This is a genomic window from Streptomyces sp. CA-278952 (assembly GCF_028747205.1).
In the GTDB taxonomy this organism is placed as follows: Bacteria; Actinomycetota; Actinomycetes; order Streptomycetales; family Streptomycetaceae; genus Streptomyces.
The window spans coordinates 3,535,777-3,555,301 of sequence record NZ_CP112880.1 but is presented as its reverse complement, the minus strand read 5'-3'; the positions used below and the strand labels follow the sequence as shown (position 1 = coordinate 3,555,301).

The window sequence follows — 19,525 nt, the reverse complement described above, 5'->3', positions numbered from 1 at the left end:
AAGGGGGGCCTGGCGGCAGTGCGCAAGAGGGTCTCGTGCACCATGGCCGGAAGCTGTCTGCGTCCATATGTTCGGACGGGCCGACGTTCACCGCACCGCTGCCGATAGGCTGGGCGGATGACGCGAGCCGAGCAGCCAACGGTCGTGAGCCCCACCTCCGACACACTTGCCGCAGACTCACGCGAGCGCGCCGTACGGGCCCTGTTGCGTATTCCCCCGCTGAAGCGGTTGTGGAGTGCCCAGCTCGTCGGCGGTATCGGCGATGCACTCGCCCTTCTCGTGCTGGTGCTGCTGTCGCTGCAAGCGGCGGTCCTTGAGGGCTCATTCGGCACCGGATACCGCGGGGCGGCCTTCGCCGTCGCCGCCGTCTTCGGTGCCCGGATCCTGTCCACCCTGTTCTTCGGAGCCGTACTCCTGGGGCCGTTGACGTCCCTCACGGGGCCCGGCGGAAAGCTGGACCGGCGATGGCTGATGATCGGGGTGGACGGGCTGCGCCTGGCGCTCCTGGTCGTCGCCCCGCTGTGGATCGACTGGACGCCCGACAAGGCGCTCATGATGATCCTCATCACCGTCTTCGTGACCGGCGCCGGTGAGCGCCTCTGGGCCGTGGCCAAGGACAGCGCCGCCCCGGCGCTACTGCCCGCCCCGCCCCTCGAAGGCGCGGCCGTACGCCCCCTGCCCGACCACCTCGACGCCCTGCGCCGCCTCTCGCTGCGTACGAACTTCCTCGCCGTGCCCGCCGCCGCGCTGGTCCTGCTGGCCGCCACGCTGGTCGGCAACCTCCTCGGCTCGGGCCTGGAGTGGTTCTCCTTCCACCAGGCGGCCCTGGGGTCCTACGTGGCGGCCGGACTCTTCTCGGCCTCCATCTCCACCCTGTACTTCCTTCGGTTCCCGGCCACGGCGACGCCCCGGCCGCGCTCCCCGCTGGAGGGGCTGCGCCGCCCCGCCACCGGCAACGGCCCCGACAAGGGCCGCACCGGCGCGGTCCCCCTGCTGGTCGCGGTCTGCGCGGCCCTCGCCGGAGCCGTCGCGGCTGCCGCGGCCGTTTCCGTACTGCACGCGTACGACCTCGGTGGCGGGCCCGCGACGTTCGCGCTGCTGGTCCTCGGGCTGACCGGGGGCACCGCCCTCGGCATCCGCACCGCGCGCCATGTGCTGCCGACCCTGTCGCGCCGCCGTCTGCTGGCGCTGGCCATCATGGTCACCGGCCTCGCGCTCCTCGCGCTCGGCCTGGTGCCGGACACCGCGACCGGGATCGCCATCGCCCTGCTCGCCGGTTACGCCGCCGGGGTCGCGGCGAACACCGGGCACACCCTGATCGACCAGGAGACCGAGGCGTTCCGGCAGGCCCGGACCACCGAGCACCTCCAGGCCGTCGTCCGGGTGCTCGTCGCGCTCGGCGCGGTCGCGGGTCCTCTGCTGGCCGCCGCGATCGGCCGGCACCGCCTGGTCGCCGGCGACTTCGTCTTCGCCCACGGCGGGGCCGCGTTCACCCTGATGCTCCTCGGCGCGCTGCTGCTGCCCGTCGCCGCCCTCGTCCTCGCCAAGACGGACGACCGGGCGGGCGTGCCGCTGCGCCGGGACCTGCGCGAGGCACTGCGCGGCGGCGACCCGGCGGTCGCGCCGGCGGCCACCGGCTTCTTCCTCGTCCTGGAGGGCGGGGACGGAGCCGGCAAGTCCACTCAGGTCGAGGCGCTCGCCGACTGGATCCGGTCCAAGGGCCACGAGGTCGTCGTGACCCGCGAGCCCGGGGCGACCCCGGTCGGCAAGCGGCTGCGGTCGATCCTGCTCGACGTGTCCTCCGCCGGTCTGTCCAACCGGGCCGAGGCCCTGCTGTACGCCGCCGACCGCGCCGAGCACGTCGACTCCGTCGTCCGCCCGGCGCTGGAGCGCGGCGCGATCGTCATCTCCGACCGTTACATCGACTCCTCCGTCGCCTACCAGGGCGCGGGCCGGGATCTGGCCCCGACCGAGATCGCCCGGATCTCGCGGTGGGCGACGAGTGGCCTCGTACCGCATCTGACGGTGCTGCTGGACGTCGACCCGGCGACCGCGCGGGAGCGGTTCACCGAGGCGCCGGACCGGCTGGAGTCGGAGCCGGCCGCATTCCACGAGCGGGTGCGGTCCGGGTTCCTGACCCTGGCCGCCGCCGACCCGACGCGCTATCTGGTGGTGGACGCCGGCCAGGAGCCGGAGTCGATCACCACGGTTGTACGTCACCGGCTCGACCAGCTCCTGCCGCTCTCCGAGGCCGAGATCGAGGCCATCGAGGAGGCGCGCCGCCAGGCCATCGAGGAGGCCCGGCGCAAGGCGGAGGAAGAGGCCGCCCGCAAGGCCGAGGAGGAGCGCCTGGAGAAGGAGCGCCAGGAGCAGCTCGCCCGGCTGCGCGCCGAGGAGGAGGAGCGCAAGCAGCGCGAGCTGGAGGAGGCCCGCCGCCGCGAGGCCGAGCGCCAGGCGGAGGAGGCCCGGCAGCGCGCCGAGGAGGCCCGCCGCCGTGCCGAGGAGGACAGGCTCCGGCTGGAGGCCGAGGAGCGGGTCCGCGAGGCCGAGCAGGAACGCCTGCGCAAGCAGGCCGAGGAGGAGGCCCGGCTCCGCAAGGAGGCCGAGGCACAGCGGCTGGAGAAGCAGCGCAGGGCCGAAGAAGCCCTGATGCGCGCCGAGGAGGCTCGCCGCCGGGCCGAGGCCGAAGCCGCAGCCCGTACGGAGGCGGCGCGCGCCGAGGCCGAGCGTGCGGAGGCCGAGCGTGCGGAGGCCGAGCGTGCGGAGGCCGAGCGTGCGGAGGCCCGGCGGGCGGAGGAGGCGCGGGCGTCCCGTGACTCCCGCGACTCCCGCGACTCCCGTGACTCTCGTACGGAGACCTCTTCGCGGTCGTCCTCGCGGTCGGAAGGCCCGTCCGTTCCGGAGAACGAGCTCACGGTGCCCACACCGATCGTGAACCCGAACGAGATCACGCAGCCGGTCCCGGCGGTCCGGCCGGAGGACGACCGTCCTTCCGGATCCGGTGCGGGCACGGGTACGGGCACGGGCACGGGCACGGGCAGGGGTGCACGTTCAGGGTCCGCTCTCGGGGACGACGACACGGCGATGCTGCCGCGCTTCTCGGACCGGCGGCCGGAGGATCAGCCGGCGGACCGGCGGCAGCCCCGTGACGCGGATGAGACGGCCGTGTTGCCGCCGGTCCCCGCCGACCGGCCCTCCGACCGGGTGCCCCAGGGCTTCTTCCGGGACGAGAGCCGGGCGGCCTCGCCCGCGGAGAACGAGAACGAGCGCACCCGGGAACTGCCGCAGGTCGAGGACCCTAACGCCGGGGAGACGCCCGACCGGCAGCAGGGCCGCCGCAAGCGCCCCCGCCCGGACTGGGCGGAGGAGACCCCGCTGGACGATCTGCCGACCCTGGCGGACGAGTTGCTCGGGGGCCAGGAGGACGACGGCCCCGCGGGCCGGGGACGTCGCCCGCGCGGCTGACGCCCGCCCAGCGCCGACGGTGAAGTCCCGGCCCGTCCGTCCCTCCGGGGGCGGGCGGGCCGCACTGTCAGTGGCGTCCCCCACAATGGAGAGCGACGAGACGGACAGCGCGCCGCGCCCCCGCCCGCAGGACGACGCTGAACGCTCCACGCCTCCGCCGCACCACAGCACGGCACGACACCACCGGAAGGGCGGTGACCCATGACCGTATGGGACGACCTGGTCGGACAGACCCGCGTGCAGGAACAGCTCGCCGCCGCCGCCAAGGACGCCGACGCCCTGGTCACCGCCGTGTCCGACGGCAAACCGCTGGACCAGGGCTCGAAGATGACGCACGCCTGGCTGTTCACCGGACCGCCCGGCTCCGGCCGGTCCACGGTGGCACGCGCCTTCGCCGCCGCTCTCCAGTGCACGAGCCCGGACCGGGCGCTGGGCGGTGCCCCCGGCTGCGGGTTCTGCGACGGCTGCCACACCAGCCTGATCGGGACGCACGCGGACGTCCAGGTCATCCGTACGGATCTCCTCTCCATCGGCGTGAAGGAGACCCGCGACCTGGTCCGGCGCGCCCAGCTCTCGCCGGCGGTCGGCCGGTGGCAGGTCATCGTGATGGAGGACGCCGACCGCCTCACCGAGGGCGCGGGCAACGTCCTGCTGAAGGCCGTCGAGGAGCCCGCGCCGCGCACGGTCTGGATGCTCTGCGCCCCCTCGCTCGAAGACGTCCTGCCCACGATCCGTTCCCGCTGCCGGCACCTCACCCTGAGCACCCCGCCGGTGGAGGCGGTGGCCGACGTCCTGATCCGCCGCGACGGCGTCGACCCCGAGCGGGCGCACTCCGCGGCGCGCGCCACCCAGGGGCACATCGGCCGGGCCCGCCGTCTCGCGACGGACGAGCGGGCGCGGGCGCGACGGGCGGCGGTGCTGAAGGTTCCGCTGCGGGTCGCCGATGTCGGCGGCTGCCTCAAGGCGGCCCAGGAGCTGATCGACACGGCCACCGACGACGCCAAGCAGATGGCGGAGGAGGTCGACGTCAAGGAGACCGAGGACCTCAAGGCGGCGCTCGGCGGGGTGGCCGGGGGCCGGATGCCGCGCGGTACGGCGGGGGCGATGAAGGAGCTGGAGGACAAGCAGAAGCGCCGCAAGACGCGTACGCAGCGGGACAGCCTCGATCTGGCGCTGACCGAGCTCACCGGGTTCTACCGCGATGTGCTGGCGCTCCAGCTCGGTTCGAAGCTGGCGATCGCCAACGTCGATGTGCAGGACTCCCTCGACCGGATCGCGGAGTCCTCGACGCCGGCGCAGACCCTGCGCAGGATCGAGTCGGTGATCGCCTGCCGCGAGGCGATGGACCGCAACGTGGCGCCGCTGCTCGCGGTGGAGGCGATGACGATGGCGCTGCGGGCGGGCTGAAGGCCTTCACGACGGTCCCTGTTCACCCGAATGAGCAGGGAATCGGACGACTCGTCACCCGGCGGATACGCTCCCTGAATGGATACCAGTCGGCTGCTCCGCACCTTCGCCATCGGGATCGGCACTGCCGGCCTCTTCATCTCCGGCTGCAGTGGCAGCGGCTCGTCGCCGAGCGCTTCGGCCACCGGCACCGCGGCCCCCGAGGGGCTGTCGTCGTACTACGCGCAGAAGCTGGGCTGGCGTGACTGCGGGGTGGAGGGGTTCGAGTGCGCGACGATGAAGGCGCCGAGGGACTACGACAAGCCGGATGACGGCGACATCGACCTCGCCGTCTCCCGCAAGAAGGCCTCAGGCCCGGGCAAGCGGATCGGCTCCCTCCTGGTGAATCCGGGCGGCCCCGGCGGCTCGGCGATCGGCTATCTCCAGGGGTACGCGGCACTCGGCTATCCGGCCCAGGTGAGGGCCCGCTACGACATGGTCGCGATCGACCCGCGCGGCGTGGCCCGCAGCGAGCCCGTCGAGTGCCTCACGGGACCGGAGATGGACGCCTACACCCAGGTCGACCAGACGCCCGATGACGAGGCGGAGGTCAAGAAGCTGAGCGCGTCCTTCGAGAAGTTCGCGGCGGGCTGCGAGAAGCGGAGCGGCGAGATCCTCCCGTACGTCTCCACCGTCGACACGGCCCGTGACATGGACGTCCTGCGGGCCCTGCTCGGCGACGAGAAGCTGAGCTACGTCGGAGCGTCGTACGGGACCTTCCTGGGCGCCACCTACGCGGACCTCTTCCCGGAGCGGGCCGGCCGCCTCGTCCTGGACGGGGCGATGGACCCCTCCTTGCAGGCCATCGACATGAACCGCGACCAGACGGCGGGCTTCGAGGGGGCCTTCCAGTCTTTCGCCGCCGACTGCGTCGAGCAGCCGGACTGCCCGCTCGGCACCACGTCCACCGCCGACGCGGCGACCGCGCTGAAGCAGCTCTTCAAGGACCTGGACGCCAAGCCGATCCCGTCCGGCGACGACCGCAAGCTGGGCGAGTCCCTGGCCACCACCGGGGTGATCGCCGCCATGTACGACGAGGCGGCCTGGCCACAGCTCCGCGAGGCGCTGGCGGGCGCGCAGCGCAGCGATGGCTCCGGCCTCCTGTCCTTGGCCGACAGCTACTACGAGCGCGAGCCGAACGGGAAGTACGCGAACCTGATGTTCGCCAACGCCGCCGTGAACTGCCTCGACCTGCCGCCCGCCTTCAACGGCCCCGACGCGGTCGAAAAGGCGGTCCCGGACTTCGAGAAGGCCTCCCCGGTCTTCGGTCGCGGCTTCGCCTGGGCCTCCCTGAACTGCGCCTACTGGCCCACCGATGCCACGGGCACCCCGCACCGCACCGAGGCGAAGGGCGCCGACCCGATCGTGGTCGTCGGCACCACCCGCGACCCGGCCACCCCGTACAAGTGGTCCGAGGCCCTCGCCGAGCAGCTCTCCTCCGGCACCCTGCTCACCTACGAGGGCGACGGCCACACCGCGTACGGCCGGGGCAGCGACTGCATCGACACGGCGATCAACACGTACCTCCTGGAGGGCACCCCGCCCACCGACGGCAAGAAGTGCACCTGACCCCCTGCCCCTCCGACCTGCCCTGACCAGCGCGAAGGCCTCCGGGGATGCTGTGTGCGGAGCACCCCGGGAAACTGTGTAGACTTGGCTCCGCTGCTGATCGCACCATAGTGCGACAGGGCGCGCCGCCTTAGCTCAGTTGGCCAGAGCAACGCACTCGTAATGCGTAGGTCTCGGGTTCGAATCCCGAAGGCGGCTCCATCCGAAGCCCAGCTCAGATCCTTCTGAGCTGGGCTTCTTTGGTTCAGCGGATGCGGCGGCGACGCCGTGAGCGCTCCGTGCGGGTGCCGGGGGTCTCACTTCTGGTCTCAGACGGTCCTGCCGGCTGCTCCGGCGCGAAGGCGTTTCCCATCCGGAGCATGGCGTCCTTGGACAGTGCTGAGCGGCCCTTCACGTAGCGGCGGGTCTGGCTGATCTGGGTGTGACGGAGGATCTCCATGATGGTCGGCATGTCCACCCCCAGTTCGTTGAGGATCGTGCCGGCGGTGTGGCGGCTGCCGTCGTAGAGCCGCCGATCGCTGATCCCTGCCTCTTCAAGCAGCTCCTTGAACCCCTCCCAGTCCGACCGGGGATCAATCGGCCGGCCGTCCGGGCGCGTGAACACCGCGTCGAACTCCTGCCACTCCTCCCCGGCCGTCGCCCGTTGGACTGTCTGCTGCTCCTTGTGTTCTTGGAGATAGGGGATGAAGGGGGCGGGGATGGGGACGGCGTTGCGGCTCTTCTTGGTCTTGGGCCGGGTGAAGGCGAGCCCGCCACCCTTCCGGTCCGGGCAGGTGCTGGCGTGGCGCACGCAGCCTTTCGGGCATGGCTTCGGGCAACCGCGCTTGTACCCCTTGTGCCGGGTACAGCCGGTCGGGCAGGGATCGAGATGGTGAAGGCGCTCGCCGCAGAGATGCGGGTCGGTGCAGCCGTGCCGCCAGGTGAGGCGCTGGAGCTGCCACTGCGGGTGGGACAGCTCGGCTTCCAGGTCGACGTACTTCCACCGGAGACCCAGGCTCTCGCCCTGGCGGAAGCCCATGCCGATGCCGATGAGCCAGCGCATGAACGTGGGCCGCTTAGCCGCGGCGAGCAGGAAGGCTTTTGCCTCTTCCATGGTGAACGGGTTCGCTTCGGTCTCATCGACGGTGGGCGGGTCGACGAGGGTGGCGACGTTCTCCACGATCATCCGGCGGCGGTGGGCGATCTTCAGGGCGCGGGAGAGGATGCGGTGCACCTTGAGGACGTGGGACGGGGCGTGGCCGGCGTGGAGCATGTCGGCGTAGCAGCGTTCCAGGTGCTCGGGCTGGAGCTTGTCGATCCGGTGCTGTCCGAGCCCGGGGATGATGTCGTTGCGGGTCTTGGACCAGTAGTCGTCCAGCGAGCGGGGCTTGAGCTTCAGGCTCGCGATCGTGGTCAGGTAGGTCGTCATCCACTGCTCGACGGTGGGCTTGCGCCCGGCGACGGGGGCGCGGCCTTCGTCACGCAGCTTCTCCAGTTCCCGGACCTTGCGCTTGATCTCAGTCTCGGTCTTGGCGCGTCGATGGCGGCGGTCGGGGCTGCCGTCGTTCTTGGTGCCCATGGTGACGCGACCGTGCCACCAGCCGTCGTTGCCGAGATAGATGGACGATTCGAGGTTGGCTTTGCGGGGGCTCATCGTGCTCCTTGCACGCCGAAGCGTGGACCGGAGACGCTCTCCGGTCCACGCTTCGGCGTTGTGGTCAGTGGGTGGTGGTCTCCGACGGCATCCCTGCGACGAACGCCTTCAGGACGGCGACCTTGATGCGGCGGCAGCGACCCTGTTTGACGTACACCATCGGCCATCAGCTCGTAGACGGTGGACCGGCCGAGTCGGAGGGCTTCGGCGGCTTCCTCGGGGGTGTAGAGAAGGGGCTCGATGACTCGCGTCGCGGTGCTCAACGGAACATGCCTCCTCGGTGGCGATGCTGGGGGCGCTGCCCCCTTCCTGTCAGGTCCGCTACCTCCGCTACCGCCCTGGTCAGGGGCTTGTTTGTGGTAGCGGATGGGGTAGCGGTAGCGGATGGGTGCCGCTACCGGCCCCGCCCCGTGGTGGGGCCGGTAGCGGGTAGCGCTCAGGTAGCGGAGGGGAAGAGGGTTGCCGCTACCGTTTCCGGGTCGCTGACCTGCGCGGTAGCGGAGGTAGCGGAGGTAGCGGCTCCTGAGGGGGGTGGGGGGCAGTACCGCTGCCAGGCGTCGTGGAGATCGGCGGCGTAGTAGCCCTTGAGGACCGTTCCGGCGGTCTTGATGTTGCGGGCCTTGACCGGGGTGTTGTCCTCGGTCATGTACTCCCCGAGCATCTTGGCCAGGCCCCGGGAGTCGAGCGGCCGGCCGCTCATGTCGGCCCACGGTGCTTCGTCCAGGGCGCACAGCCGGTCCAGGATCGCGACTGTCGGCATCCGGTCGATGCCTGCCATCACGTGGTCCCGCAGGTCCGTGAGTAGCCGGATACCGAGGGACCCTTTGTCGTCGGCGCGGGCGGCGTTGACCAGCTCCACGCAGGCGGTGCGGGCGCGTTCGGGCCAGCCGCCCCCGGCCGCGTCCGCGACGGACAACAGCGGCGCGGCCAGGCCGACGATGAACGCGCCGGCCGACCACGCCTTGCGGATGCGGTCGGGGTCGTTGGTGGCCCGCTGCTCCCACTTCCGGTGACCGGCCACGCAGACACCGGTTCCCGGGCAGGCGACTTCACCGTGGAGGGCGGGCCGCTTGTCGGCCGGCCGCAGGGGGAAGACGTGCCAGCCGCGTTCGGCCGCGTTCAGGGCGGCGTTGAGGAGGTGGGTGTTCATGCGGCCACCGCCCGGGGGTTGGTCCAGGCGGCGGGGGTGGCTCCGAGGAGTTGTCCGTAGGCGTGGTGGGCCTGGCGGGGGATGACGCCGTTGCCGAGGATGCGGAGCTGTTCCTTGCGCGGGATGCGCGGGTGATGTCTCCGAGGTTCGGCACCCCGGGGTGGTGGGCGGCGAACACCTTCGCGGCGTAGGGGTCGTTCTCGGCGTAGGCGACCGGCACGAACACATCACCGGCCGCCCCGCCCCCTGCCCCGCCGAGCCCGGCACGCGGGGCAACCGCCGCCTCTCAAGGTCCCGTCCGGCACTCGCCGGATGGGGGTGGGTTGGGTCATGCTGGTGTCTCCAGTTCTGTGAGAAGTGCTGGCAGACGAGGGCGGCCCCGGTTCTTTGGCGAGACGCGGGGGCCGCCCTTGGCCGTGTCAGAAGGGCGGTTCGTTGCTCCACGGGTCGCGGTCGGCCTGGCGTCGGCGGGGCATGCGGGGCAGAGAGAGCAGGGTCCAGCGGCGGGTTTCGTCCCAGCAGGTGCAGGGGTCCCACTCGGTGCCGGCGTACTCCCCTTGTGGTCGCCGTAGTCGTAGGCGAACCCGCCGTGCCCGTCGCAGAGCGGGCAGTCGGGGCGGGGGGTGTCGGTCAGGATCAGGGTCCGGCGGTCCCAGCCGGTGAGCTGGATGCGCAGTCGCACGGGGTGCTCCTCAGGAGTTGGGGAGGGCGTCGATGAGGGCGGTGGCCATCTGGTTGATGGGTGAGAAAGAACCCGAACCCGGCGGCGGTGAACGCGCCGCCGGGGGTGAGGCTGCCGGAGCGCAGCAGGAAGAACAGGACGAGTCCGAAGAGGGCGACGAGGGAGAGGGTCACTGCCACGGGGTGGCCTTCCGGTCGGTGGCGTGGGGTCGGGTGCCGGCCGCGTGGATGCTGCGGCTGTTGTTCAGCAGCCGTCGCCCGATGCGGAGTCGGGCGCGGTTGCCGTGGCAGCGGCGGCAGACGGTCACGGTGCGGCGGCGGGTGCGGATGCCGATGCCGGAGCACTTCCGGCACGGGGCGAACGGCTTCACCGCGCACAACACTGCGTAACCGACTGCGGTGAGGAGGATGAGGAGGCTAGCGAGTGCCACGAGGGGCTCACATCCCTTCGTCAGGCGGGTTTCCGGGTGTTTCCGCAGGTGGGCTGCTAGACGCTAGGTCGCAGCTCAGGGCGGGTGTGGGGTGCTAGCGAGGGTGCGCCCGCTTCCCCTCCGAAGCGATACGCGCGTCCGCCTTCGGCGCGGTCGCCGAACTCGCCTACCTGGCAGGCTGGAAACACCACGACCTCGGCCACGAAGGCGCCGCCCAGCGCTACTACCAGGTCGGCTACCAACTCGCCTGCGAAGCCGACCCGCACGGCCACGCCGCCTGGATGATGCGCGCCCTCGCCCACTAGGCCCTCAGCCTCAAACAGCCCCACCACTGCATCGCCCTCACCGAAGGCGCCCTGACCACCGGCCTCGGCCACGTCGACGGCCAGACCGAAGCCCTCCTCCACATCGCCCACGCCCGCGCGTACGCGGCCACCGGCGAGAGACCTGCCGCCGCCCGAGCCCTCCTCGCTGCCGAGGACGCCCTGCTCCGCGAGGACGGCCCCCAACCCAGCTACTCCCGCGTCAGCGGCCCGGCCGCCGGCACCGTCGCCAGCCACACGGCCCGCACCCTCACCGACCTCGCCGACCACACCGGCACCGAACAACAACACCGCGACGCCCTCACCCGCTGGGACCCGGTGAAGTACAAACGCGTCCACGCCCTCACCCACGCCGACCTCGGCGACAGCCTCGCCGCCCAGGCCCGCGCAGACGAAGCGGTAGCCGCCTGGTCCCAGGCCCTCACCCTCATGGAAGGCATGACCTCCGACCGCACCCGCAAGGCCATCACCTCCCTGCGCTCCACTCTCGCCGTCTACCAACGCCGCTAGGTCTCCGGCGCCACCGAACTCGCCCGCCGAGCCCGCGAAGCACTCGCCTAACATGCCCAACTACCACCCCGACGGGGGGAATCCCGTGGCCCAGCCCCACACCGATGACCACCCCCAAGCCCTCAAGCCCGCCCTCGAATCCATGACCCTGCTGGTCGCCGCCGTCATCGTCCACGACAAGGCCACCAACCGCGTCGTCCTCCTCCAGCGCAGCGAGACCGCCAAGTTCGCCCAGGGCATGTGGGACCTCCCCGTCGGCAAGAACGAACCGGGCGAGCCGATCACGGAGACGGCTGTGCGGGAGCTGTACGAGGAGACGGGCCTGGTGGTGAAGCCGGAGTCGCTCAAGGTCGCGCACATCATCCACAGTGCGTGGGGTGTCGAGGCACCCAACGGGTTCCTCACTGTCGTTTTCACTGCCGACGAATGGACCGGTGAACCCGAGAATCGGGAGCCGCGGAAGCACGCCCAGGTGTGCTGGGTAGATGCCAACGCCATCCCGGAAAAGTTCGTGGACAATACCGCCACTGCCCTCCATCGGTACCTCGTGGCAGGGCCGCAAGTCACCCTCGACGGCTGGTAGTAGCTTCAAGAGCTCTTGCAGGCGTACGTCCTGGGCCAGCCCGAAGTCCAACCAAATCGCGCGCCGAAGACAGAGATCATCCTGTTCGGAGCCTGGCTGACGGTACGGGCCCGGCGAACTGCAGGACCTTGGTCCTAGAGCTGAACTACGATCTGCCCTAGACGCTCACCCGGTTGGTTCTGCACTATCTCCAGGGCATCTGTAGTCAGACAAGTAGCCAGAACAGAGAAGCAGGGCTGGAACTGGGCATGACGTACGACATCGCGGCCCCGGAACCAGCAGGCATGGTCGCCTCGCTAAGTTCCCTCGGCTACTCTCTGCCGGCTGCCATAGCCGACCTCGTGGACAACAGCATCTCCGCCAAGGCGTCCACTATCGACGTCGAATTCACCTGGGCTGGCCCGGACTCGTGGATCGCGGTCATCGACAACGGCGAAGGGATGACCGCAGACGATCTCGTGACCGCCATGACCGTTGCAGCGCGCGGCCCGGCGGCACAACGCAGCGCATCGGACTTGGGCCGCTTCGGCGTTGGCCTGAAGTCCGCATCATTCTCCCAGGCCAGACAGCTCACCGTCGCTACGGCCACAGACGGTGAGTGGAATGTACGTACGTGGGACCTTGACGTCGTCGAGAAGTTCGGCCAATGGCGGTTGCTGCGTGGAGCGGACAAGTCGACGACCGCCCTGCTCGACAAGATCCGCAGCACCACGAACCACGGCACGGTTGTACTGTGGCGCCGACTCAACGGTTATCACGACGTCACGGAGGATGACGAACGCACGCAGAAGCAGTTCTACGCCGAGGCCACGCGCGTGGAGTCACACCTAGGCATGGTCTTTACCCGGTTCCTGACAGGAAGCCGCCGCCGCACCATGCGGGTGTCTGGCACTTTGGTCGACCCCTGGGATCCCTTCCTCTCGACCCACCCCTCCGTGCAGCGCCTCCCTGTCGAGGACCTTCCGTTCGGCGGGGGCTCCGTACGCGTGGAAGCGTTCGTGCTACCCAGCGCACAGCGGCTCACGTCGGCCGAATGTGACAAGGCTGGAGGACCACGGGGTTGGCTTGACCAGCAGGGTTTCTACGTCTACCGCCGGGATCGCCTGATCCTCGCGGGCGATTGGCTCGGACAGCGCGGCGTGCGCCGGGAGGAGAAGTACAACCTGGCTCGAATCGCCGTGGACATCCCCGCGGAGATGGACGTCGAATGGGGTGTCGACGTCCGCAAGTCCAGCGTCGTCCCGCCCGTCGGGCTTCGTCCTCACCTCCGGCGCATCGCCATGCAGACCCGGAGACGGGCCTCGGACGTATTGCGGCACCGCGGACAGGTCGCTGCGCGCACCCATGGAGATCCACTCCTATACGCGTGGAAGGTACAGCGTTCTGACGACACGGTCACGTGTCGGATCAATCGTGGGCACCCACTCGTCAAGGCGGCGCTGCGCCCCGGCGGCGGGAACCCGGACGATGTGCGTGCACTGATCCGCCTCTTGGAGGAGACGGTGCCGATCACCGCGCTTCGAGTGATGCACGAGACCGACACCAGTGACGACCCCGAACCCTTCGGTGGTCCTGGACCTGCCGATGACGGGGCTTCGGAGGTCGCACAGAGGATCTACGAAGCGATGGTCACTGACGGTCGCTCTCCGGCAGCTGCCCGGGAACGCCTGCGAACCATGCCCCCTTTCGACCAGATGCAGGGTTTCTGGAACTCGTGAGCTCGTTGTCAGTGGTCGCCCCTACTCTTCCCGATACCTATCCCGTCCAGCCGGAGGTCCACTGTGAGCCCCACCCCTGAGGAATCCGAGGAATCTCTCGCCAAAGCGCGGCGGTTGGTTCTCGCGATGTTCTCCCAGGACCGTCAGCCCTCCTCTGAAGAGGTACAGACTGCGGTGACGATCATCTTCGCGATGCTGGCTGGGCAGGGTGAGGCACTCGACCGGGATCGGTTGGCCAAGGAGATCGAAGCCATAACTGCGGTGTTCCAGGAGGGCTCGTCTGGGCTGACCAGCGACCAGGGACATGAAGCGTGGCTGCCCGAAGCAAAGAACGACCGCGCGTGGGACTTTTGGGAGCGATACCGGCGATACCTCGAAGACGTCCGGAACTTGCCCCCGCTCGTCGTGCGGCGGTTGGAGCAGAGCACTGACGACGTTCTTAGCCAGCTAGAGGACCCGCGCCGTGAGGGCCCTTGGCGTCGTGCAGGGCTTGTGATCGGTCAGGTTCAGTCAGGCAAGACCGGCCAGTACATCGGGCTGGCCGCCAAGGCGGTCGACGCGGGGTACCAGTTTGTGGTGATCCTCGCCGGCATCCACAACGACCTTCGAAGTCAGACCCAGCTGCGTGTCGATGAGGGCCTCCTGGGATTCGACACCCAGCACCAGCAGCGCTCCAATCAGAACGGTAAGTCCCGTCTGATGGGTGCTGGTCGGATGCCCGGCGCAACGCGCTTGGACATTGCCTCGCCGACCAACAGCTCCGAGAAGGGCGACTTCGGTCGACAGGCGGCGAATGCAGTTAACTTCCCGCTCGGTCGCTTTCCAGTGGTTCTCGTCGTCAAGAAGCACTGGAAAATCCTTGAGTATCTGCGCACATGGGTGACGGAAGTTCAGGGCACGGAGGACGAAAAGGGCGACAAGATCGTCCGAGACATTCCGTTGTTCATCATCGACGATGAGGCGGACAACGCCTCCATCAACACCAAGCGCGACCCCGAAGCGGATCCGACCAAGACCAACGAGGCGATCCGTGCTCTCATGAAGAGCTTCGAGAAGTCTGCGTACGTCGGATACACAGCTACGCCGTTCGCCAACATCTATATCGATCCGGACGCGAAACACACGAAGCTCGGCCTCGACCTCTTCCCCGACAGCTTCATCCGAAGTCTCCCCTCGCCGTCCAACTACCTTGGCCCTGAGAGGGTCTTCGGGCTCAAGGTCGACAACGAGGACGATGAGGACGTGTCTCCTCTGCCACTGGTACGGGATGTATGCGACGCCGAGCGCTGGGTTCCGACCAAGCACAAGTCGAGCTACGAGCCGCCGGACGACCTACCTCAGTCTCTCCAAGACGCGCTCGCCTCCTTCGTGCTTGCATGCGCCGCTCGCAGAGCCCGAGGGCAGACGAAGGTGCACAACTCCATGCTGGTGCACGTCACGCGCTTCACCGACGTCCAGAAGATCGTCTGCGACCAGGTGGACGAACACCTGAGCCTCCTCTTGGACTCACTTCGTGACCGCCATGGCGCTGCTCCCCGACGGTGGGCCGAGCTCGAAGCTCTCTGGGAGAAGGACTTCGTTCCCACCACGGACGAGTTTCCCGTAGACGAGGTCGAGCCTCTGAGCTGGGAAGAAGTGTCCACGCAAGTCCTCCCTGCCCTGCGCAAAATCTCGGTCAGGACAGTGAACGGCACCTCACGCGACGCGCTCGACTACTACGAGCACCGAAGGACTGGGCTCTCGGTCATTGCCATCGGCGGCCAGAAGCTCTCCCGAGGACTCACCCTTGAGGGGCTGACCGTCAGCTACTACCTCCGCGAGTCCACCACGTACGACGGGCTGCTCCAGATGGGCCGGTGGTTCGGCTACCGCCCCGGCTACGAAGACGTCTGCCGTCTCTACACCACTCCAGTGCTCCAGGCGAAGTACGCAGAAGTCACCGTAGCTACCGACGAACTGCGCCGCGAAGTCGAGGAGATGGCCGCGCTCAACCTCACGCCGCGGAACTTCGGGCTGAAGGTACGCGCCTCCTCCCTCGGACTGGCAGTGACGGCTCCCAGCAAGATGCGCCAGAGCACGAAGGTCCTTCTCAGCTACTCCGGCGAAGGCCCCGAGACGGTGCTCTTCAAACTCGCCAAGGGGACTGTCGACCGGAATCTCAAGGCACTTGATGACTTCGTTCGACAGCTTGACGGCGCCGCGAAGGCCGCGCAGGCCGGCAAAGCCGAACAGACCAAGCAGCAGGAGGTCGTGGGAGGCAACGTGGAGTGGAGGGGCGTGACCGTCGGGCCCATCCTCGACTTCCTCTCCCGCTACGAGACCGACGATCTGGCGCAGAGAGTCCGCCCCCGGTTCATCGCGAAGTACATCGAGCAATGCGTGGCGTTCGGCGAGCTTCCCAATTGGACGGTGTGCCTGGTCGGAAAGGCCGCGTCAACAGATCACAAGCATGTGGCCGGTTACGAGATCGGCCCCGTGACCCGGTCGGCTCTCAAACCCAATGTCGAGGCTGAGGGACGGTACACGATCCGTCGCCTGCTCAGTCCTCCTGATGAGTACCTCGACCTTGACAAAGACCAGGTGGAGGCCGCTCTGGAGGCAACCCGGAAAGCTGCAGCCCTCAAGAAGAAGGAGAAGGTTCCGCAGTCTCCCTCGGGTGATCACCTGCGCTGGCACCGTAGGCCCGATCAGGCATTGCTGCTGATTTACCTGGTTGAGCGCCCGGCGTCTGCGGACGGTCCGGCCCAGCCTCCGCTAGTGGGGTTCAAGGTGAGCTTCCCCCACTCGGAGTACCAGTCGGACACCGAGTACGTGGTCAACAACATCTGGAAGCAGGAGGGGCTGGACAACGGCCTCGACGAGGAGGACGGGGAGTGACCGTCACTGAGGCGGAGTGGCGGGACCTGGAAGCCCCGCAGAGCGTGCCGGGTCGATCCAGGCTCCGCTTGCACCCCGAGGCCCCCCTTGATGTCTTCCTGTCCGTGACCCACCCCGGCCACCAGCGGATGCTGGTCCTTAGGACCGATGCTCGCTCCGCGGACCACATTGTGCGATCGGTGGGGCGCCTGCCGCGGGCTGCCGGACTCGAGATGAACCTGAGTGCGGTGTCACGGCTCGAATACGAGCTCCAAGTGGTCCTGACCGAGAACGCCCTGCGTGAGGTGTTCAATCCCCTCGTCACCGACGTCGCCGACACTGTCAGAGACGCGCCTGAGCCCGCGACCGCCTTGAGCGCGGCTGTGACCCGGTTTGAGCGCTGGCAGGACCTCCTGCGCGCTGTGAGCAGGGATGGACTGGGCCCCGAGGCGCGGCGCGGCTTGGTCGGCGAGCTCTTGGTTTTGCGGGAGCACTTCCTCCCGTGTCTCGATCCGGCGGATGCTGTGGAGGCGTGGACCGGCCCGAGTGGGGCCAATCAGGACTTCCAGCTGCCTGGGGTTGCCGTCGAGGTGAAGGCCAGCACTGCAAAGCGCCCACGCAGTATCCGCATTGCGAGCGAGCGGCAGCTGGACGACACCGGTACCCCTTCGCTGCTGCTTGCGCTGGCGATGCTTGACGAACGGCGTGGCGGGTCGGGCGAGAGCCTGAACCGGCTGGTGGACCGCATACGTGAGCGGCTCACTAGTTCAGTTGCACGCGCTGGGTTCGACGGGCGACTCGTCCAGGTCGGCTACCTCGCCAGCCAGCGAGACATGTATGACGAGCCCCGGTACACCCTCCGTGACCTGCGCTTTTGGCACGTGCGGGGAGACTTTCCGAGAATCGTCGAAGCGGATCTCCCCGAGGGTGTCGGTGACTGCACTTATCACGTGATCACCTCCGGGCTGAGCCAGTTCCGTGCCACGACCGACGAGGTGACCGAAATGATCAGGAGACCCCATGCCTGAGCTCGACCTGTCCGAGTACTCCCGAGACCTTGTCGCGGATGTCCAAGCGACCGCTGACGCCGAGAGGACGACCACCCCGGAGGCATTCACGCGGCGGGTCTTTGAGGATCTGGAACAGGCCGGTATCGCCTCCAACACTTTCACCGCATATCACATGGCACACGGGCACTTGGTCCACGGATACGGCATCGGGGAGTCGGGGGAGTGCCTCGATTTGTTCGTCACGGACTTCACTCTGGAGCCGTCGGAGTCCAAGCTCACAAAGGGCCAGACGGAGACAGCCTTCAAACGGTTGCTGACGTTCGTCGGACGGTGCCGAGGCGGGCTGCGGCAACACATCGACGAGTCCTTCGACGTCTATGACATGTGCGCGGCGGTCGAGAAGGCCCTCACCGAAGTGCAGAGGATCCGCCTCTTCCTCCTCAGCAACCGCGTCAGCACCGGCGCTGTGGTCCCACCCACGGAGTTCGATGGCCTGCCCTTGTCACACGAGGTGTGGGACTTGGCGCGGCTGCATCGCCACGCGACCTCAGGCAGCATCAGCGAGCCCATCGTGGTCACCTTCGACCCTCCGCTGCCGTGCGTCTCCGCACCCAGCAGCGAGCAGGACCACTCGGTGGCCTTGGCTGTCATCCCGGGCCAAAGGCTGGCCTCATTGTACGGGGAATACGGAACCCGACTCCTTGAGCTCAACGTCCGCTCGTTCCTCCAGGCGCGCGGATCGGTGAACCGGGGCATCAGAGAGACCTTGCTGAACGCGCCAGGTAAGTTCCTCGCATACAACAACGGCATTACGGCGACGGCATCAGAAGTCGACTTCGTGCATGGCCCAGGCGGAGAGCCGACTGGCATATCCCGCGTCCACGGACTCCAAGTGGTGAATGGCGGCCAGACGACGGCCTCGCTCCACTACGCGCAGAGCCGGGACAAAGCGGACCTGTCTCAGGTCTCGGTCCAGATGAAGCTGACGCAAGTGGCTCCGGAACGGCTCGCTGACATCGTCCCGATGATCTCTGAGTACTCGAACACCCAGAACCGGGTGACGCTGGTCGATTTCAGCTCGAACCATGAGTACCACGTGGGCGTCCAGCGGATTACCCGGTCGCTCTGGGCCCCAGCGACGGACGGTAGCGGTCAGGAGACCCACTGGTTCTACGAGCGTGCTCGTGGCCAGTACACCGACGAGGTTGCCAAGGCTAGGACCCCCGCGAAGCAGCGCACCTTCAAGAAGCTCAACCCTACTAAGCAGAAGTTCACGAAGGCGGACCTCGCGAAGTACGTCAACTCCTGGAACCACCTACCGTTTCAGGTCAGCCGGGGAGCGCAAAAGAACTTTGCCGCATTCATGGTCCGTGTCGACGAGGCACCCCCGCGCGTCGATGTCCAGTACTGCCAGCGTGTGATTGCTATGGCCATCCTGTTCAAGGCGGTCGACCGCATTGCGTCGACACACGAGGCTGGTAGTTACAAGAGCATGATCACGACCTATACCGTGGCCCGTCTGTCCCTTGCCGTAAACAGGCGCATCGACCTCGACCGGATCTGGCGCGAACAGCGGATCTCCCCGACGCTAGAGGACGCGATCGACCACCTATGCCCCCGGGTCATGGCAGTCGTGACCGATCCACGCGAGGGCAATCACGTCGGCGAATGGGCCAAGAAGTCCACTTGTTGGGACGCGGTCTCACGAGTTCGTTGGTCCGTCCCGCAAGAACTACAGCTGGAACTCCGCGACCACCCGTTCGACGAGGAGGCGCTCGCCGGCGGCGCCGAGGGCGACGATGGCGCTTGGGATGAGGTGATGTCAGTCCCTGCCGACGAGTGGTACGCGATCGAACGGTGGGCCAAGGAGACTCGCAACCTCGAACCCGCTCAGCGGCAGCTGGCCCAGTACGTCGGAAGGCGTCTCGAACTCGGACAGGAGGTCCCGGATCCGCAGGCGGGTCAGGCCCTGCATGCTCGCAACGAGGCCCTCTCCCTCGGATTCACCCCAGGACCGTAGGTGACTCTCCACCGGTACCGGGTGGCCGTTCTTCGTCGGCGAGGGCATCTAACACGGCCGTGGCGCCCATGGTGTTTCGTGGGCGGCACGGCGCATAGTGAAGGCGAAGATCGAAGCGAACAACACGCGG

At 68.4% G+C, this 19,525-nt stretch carries 11 protein-coding genes, 1 tRNA gene and 2 pseudogenes; 10 read left to right on the top strand and 4 right to left on the bottom strand.

Annotated elements, in window-relative coordinates:
* The first annotated feature begins 117 nt into the window (after positions 1 to 117).
* From tmk to N7925_RS15825, 4 genes are all read left to right on the top strand, one after another.
* Complete coding sequence (gene tmk / locus N7925_RS15840) at positions 118 to 3,465, top strand: dTMP kinase (RefSeq protein WP_274344212.1); 3,348 nt, start codon at positions 118 to 120, stop codon at positions 3,463 to 3,465.
* Positions 3,466 to 3,666: 201 nt separating this feature from the next.
* Positions 3,667 to 4,872 carry a DNA polymerase III subunit delta' gene (locus tag N7925_RS15835; protein ID WP_265600252.1) on the top strand — a complete coding sequence of 402 codons (1,206 nt, stop codon included), beginning with the start codon at positions 3,667 to 3,669 and terminating at the stop codon, positions 4,870 to 4,872.
* Between the two features lie 78 nt (positions 4,873 to 4,950).
* Positions 4,951 to 6,480, top strand: a complete 1,530-nt coding sequence (locus N7925_RS15830; RefSeq protein ID WP_274344211.1) for an alpha/beta hydrolase — start codon at positions 4,951 to 4,953, stop codon at positions 6,478 to 6,480.
* A 124-nt stretch (positions 6,481 to 6,604) separates the two neighbouring features.
* Positions 6,605 to 6,681, top strand: a tRNA-Thr gene (locus N7925_RS15825).
* A gap of 43 nt (positions 6,682 to 6,724) precedes the next feature.
* On the opposite strand, the gene N7925_RS15820 is transcribed toward N7925_RS15825, so the two are convergent.
* From N7925_RS15820 to N7925_RS15800, 4 genes and pseudogenes are all read right to left on the bottom strand, one after another.
* Positions 6,725 to 8,113: a tyrosine-type recombinase/integrase gene (locus tag N7925_RS15820; protein WP_274344210.1), complete on the bottom strand. Its 1,389-nt coding sequence runs from the start codon at positions 8,111 to 8,113 to the stop codon at positions 6,725 to 6,727.
* A gap of 436 nt (positions 8,114 to 8,549) precedes the next feature.
* A complete protein-coding gene (locus N7925_RS15810) occupies positions 8,550 to 9,263 on the bottom strand; it encodes a DUF3631 domain-containing protein (protein WP_274344209.1) in 714 nt (237 codons plus the stop codon).
* A 419-nt stretch (positions 9,264 to 9,682) separates the two neighbouring features.
* Positions 9,683 to 9,945: pseudogene (locus N7925_RS15805) on the bottom strand (hypothetical protein).
* Positions 9,946 to 10,114: 169 nt separating this feature from the next.
* Positions 10,115 to 10,375, bottom strand: a complete 261-nt coding sequence (locus tag N7925_RS15800; protein WP_274344208.1) for a hypothetical protein — start codon at positions 10,373 to 10,375, stop codon at positions 10,115 to 10,117.
* Positions 10,376 to 10,485: 110 nt separating this feature from the next.
* Here N7925_RS15800 and N7925_RS15795 point away from each other — a divergent pair.
* The 6 genes and pseudogenes from N7925_RS15795 to N7925_RS15770 all read left to right on the top strand — a co-directional run.
* A pseudogene (locus N7925_RS15795) lies at positions 10,486 to 11,208 on the top strand (hypothetical protein); the annotation flags it as partial.
* 52 nt (positions 11,209 to 11,260) lie between these two features.
* Positions 11,261 to 11,791 carry an NUDIX domain-containing protein gene (locus N7925_RS15790; RefSeq protein WP_274344207.1) on the top strand — a complete coding sequence of 177 codons (531 nt, stop codon included), beginning with the start codon at positions 11,261 to 11,263 and terminating at the stop codon, positions 11,789 to 11,791.
* Between the two features lie 248 nt (positions 11,792 to 12,039).
* Entirely contained in the window at positions 12,040 to 13,509 is a 1,470-nt protein-coding gene (locus N7925_RS15785; RefSeq protein WP_274344206.1) for an ATP-binding protein, read from the top strand.
* A 63-nt stretch (positions 13,510 to 13,572) separates the two neighbouring features.
* Positions 13,573 to 16,386, top strand: coding sequence for a Z1 domain-containing protein (locus tag N7925_RS15780; protein WP_274344205.1), 2,814 nt, complete (start codon positions 13,573 to 13,575; stop codon positions 16,384 to 16,386).
* Positions 16,383 to 17,393, top strand: coding sequence for a PD-(D/E)XK motif protein (locus tag N7925_RS15775; protein WP_274344204.1), 1,011 nt, complete (start codon positions 16,383 to 16,385; stop codon positions 17,391 to 17,393). The genes N7925_RS15780 and N7925_RS15775 overlap by 4 nt, the downstream gene beginning before the upstream one ends.
* Positions 17,386 to 19,395, top strand: coding sequence for an AIPR family protein (locus N7925_RS15770; protein ID WP_274344203.1), 2,010 nt, complete (start codon positions 17,386 to 17,388; stop codon positions 19,393 to 19,395). The genes N7925_RS15775 and N7925_RS15770 overlap by 8 nt, the downstream gene beginning before the upstream one ends.
* Positions 19,396 to 19,525 lie beyond the last annotated feature (130 nt).

What these genes read in the sequence shown, in the direction of transcription:
- tmk (WP_274344212.1), top strand. Translation starts at nt 118, where the DNA reads ATGACGCGAGCCGAGCAGCCAACGGTCGTGAGCCCCACCTCCGACACA.
- N7925_RS15835 (WP_265600252.1), top strand. Translation starts at nt 3,667, where the DNA reads ATGACCGTATGGGACGACCTGGTCGGACAGACCCGCGTGCAGGAACAG.
- N7925_RS15830 (WP_274344211.1), top strand. Translation starts at nt 4,951, where the DNA reads ATGGATACCAGTCGGCTGCTCCGCACCTTCGCCATCGGGATCGGCACT.
- N7925_RS15820 (WP_274344210.1), bottom strand. Translation starts at nt 8,113, where the DNA reads ATGAGCCCCCGCAAAGCCAACCTCGAATCGTCCATCTATCTCGGCAAC.
- N7925_RS15810 (WP_274344209.1), bottom strand. Translation starts at nt 9,263, where the DNA reads ATGAACACCCACCTCCTCAACGCCGCCCTGAACGCGGCCGAACGCGGC.
- N7925_RS15790 (WP_274344207.1), top strand. Translation starts at nt 11,261, where the DNA reads ATGCCCAACTACCACCCCGACGGGGGGAATCCCGTGGCCCAGCCCCAC.
- N7925_RS15785 (WP_274344206.1), top strand. Translation starts at nt 12,040, where the DNA reads ATGACGTACGACATCGCGGCCCCGGAACCAGCAGGCATGGTCGCCTCG.
- N7925_RS15770 (WP_274344203.1), top strand. Translation starts at nt 17,386, where the DNA reads ATGCCTGAGCTCGACCTGTCCGAGTACTCCCGAGACCTTGTCGCGGAT.